Source organism: Aquabacterium sp. UBA2148, from assembly GCF_002328915.1.
Classification (GTDB): Bacteria; Pseudomonadota; Gammaproteobacteria; order Burkholderiales; family Burkholderiaceae_C; genus Aquabacterium; species Aquabacterium parvum.
The window spans coordinates 13,201-14,701 of record NZ_DCXA01000109.1 but is presented as its reverse complement, the minus strand read 5'-3'; the positions used below and the strand labels follow the sequence as shown (position 1 = coordinate 14,701).

The following is a 1,501-nucleotide window of genomic DNA, read 5'->3' as shown; positions in this document are numbered from 1 at the left end:
CACGCCCGCGCCCACCAACACCACCATGCCGATCAGGCGACGGCGCGCCCGGGTGCGCAGGGCCTCGACGTCCGATGGCGAGGGCGCGCGAGCGGCCGGCGTGGTCCCGCTGGCGGCACGGCGAAATCGCTCAAGGAAGGAAGGCAAAGGCATGCGCTAGGACGAGGTGAAAACGACCAAAGGGACTCAGGCGCCAGGCATGTGGGGCGCATTCAAACGTGGCAGACCGGCATCGATGACGCCCCCGACCGTGTAGAAAGATCCGAAAACCAGGATTCTATCCGTGGGGTCTGCTGCGGCCAGGGCGGCATGCAGCGCGGCCATGGGGTCGGCGTGTCGGCTGAGGGTCGCCTTGGGCGCCGTCACCGAGGGGCGCGCGGCGGCATCGTCCTCGATGGCTTGCACCAATTGCTCGGCGGTGGCCGCCCGGGCCGTGGGCAGGTCACAGCAGTACCAGGCATCCACCAACGGGCGCAGCTTGTGCACCATGCCAGCCAGGTCCTTGTCGGCCATGGCGCCCCAAACAGCATGCGTGCGCGGAAAGAACCCCATCTGGTCGAGGTTGACTGCCAGCTGCGCCGCCGCGTGCGGGTTGTGCGCCACGTCCAGGATCAGCGTGGGCTGGCCCGGGATGATCTGGAAACGCCCCGGCAGCTCGACCGTGGCCAGGCCCGTGCGCACGGCCTGCGCCGACACCGGCAGCCGGTGGCGCATGGCTTCGAGCGCCGCCAGCACGCCCGAGGCGTTGAGCAACTGGTTGGCACCTCGCAGCGAGGGGTAGGCCATGCCGTTGAAGCGCTTGTTGCGACCGCCCCAAGACCACTGCTGGCGATCGCCCGCGTAGTTGTGGTCGCGCCCGAACAGCCACAGGTCGGCACCCAGGCCCTCGGCGTGCTGCACGACACTGGCCGGAGCCTGCGGGTCGGACACCACGGCCGGGCGACCCGAGCGCATGATGCCGGCCTTCTCGCGGCCGATCGACTCGCGGTCCGGGCCCAGGTAGTCCATGTGGTCCAGGTCGATGCTGGTGATGACGGCGCAGTCGGTGTCGATCACGTTGACGGCATCAAGCCGCCCGCCCAGCCCCACCTCCAAGATGACGGCGTCCAGACCGGCCATGGCCAGCAAGCGCAAGATGGCCAGGGTGGTGAACTCGAAGTAGGTCAGCGGCGTGTCGCCGCGCGCGGCCTCGATGGCCTCGAAGTGCGGCAACAGCTGATCGGCTTTGACCAGCTCGCCGCCCAGGCGGCAGCGTTCCTCAAAATGCACGAGGTGCGGCGAGCCGTACACCCCCACGCGGAAACCTGACGAGATCAGGATGCGCTCGAGCATGGCGCAGGTCGAGCCCTTGCCATTGGTGCCCGCCACGGTGAAGACCACCGGCGCCCCGTCCACCGGCTCTTGCCCCAGTGGCGTGCCCAGGATGACACCCGCGCGGCGCCAGACCTCGCCGACGCGCTCCAGGCCCATGTCGATGCCAACGGTGTGCAGGCGTTCGCAA

1 protein-coding gene is annotated in these 1,501 nt (G+C 69.2%); it reads right to left on the bottom strand.

What is annotated here, in order from left to right:
• Positions 1–186: 186 nt before the first annotated feature.
• The coding region (gene folC / locus B2W70_RS06020) for a bifunctional tetrahydrofolate synthase/dihydrofolate synthase (protein ID WP_286743814.1) at positions 187–1,501 on the bottom strand (1,315 nt) is incomplete at its 5' end.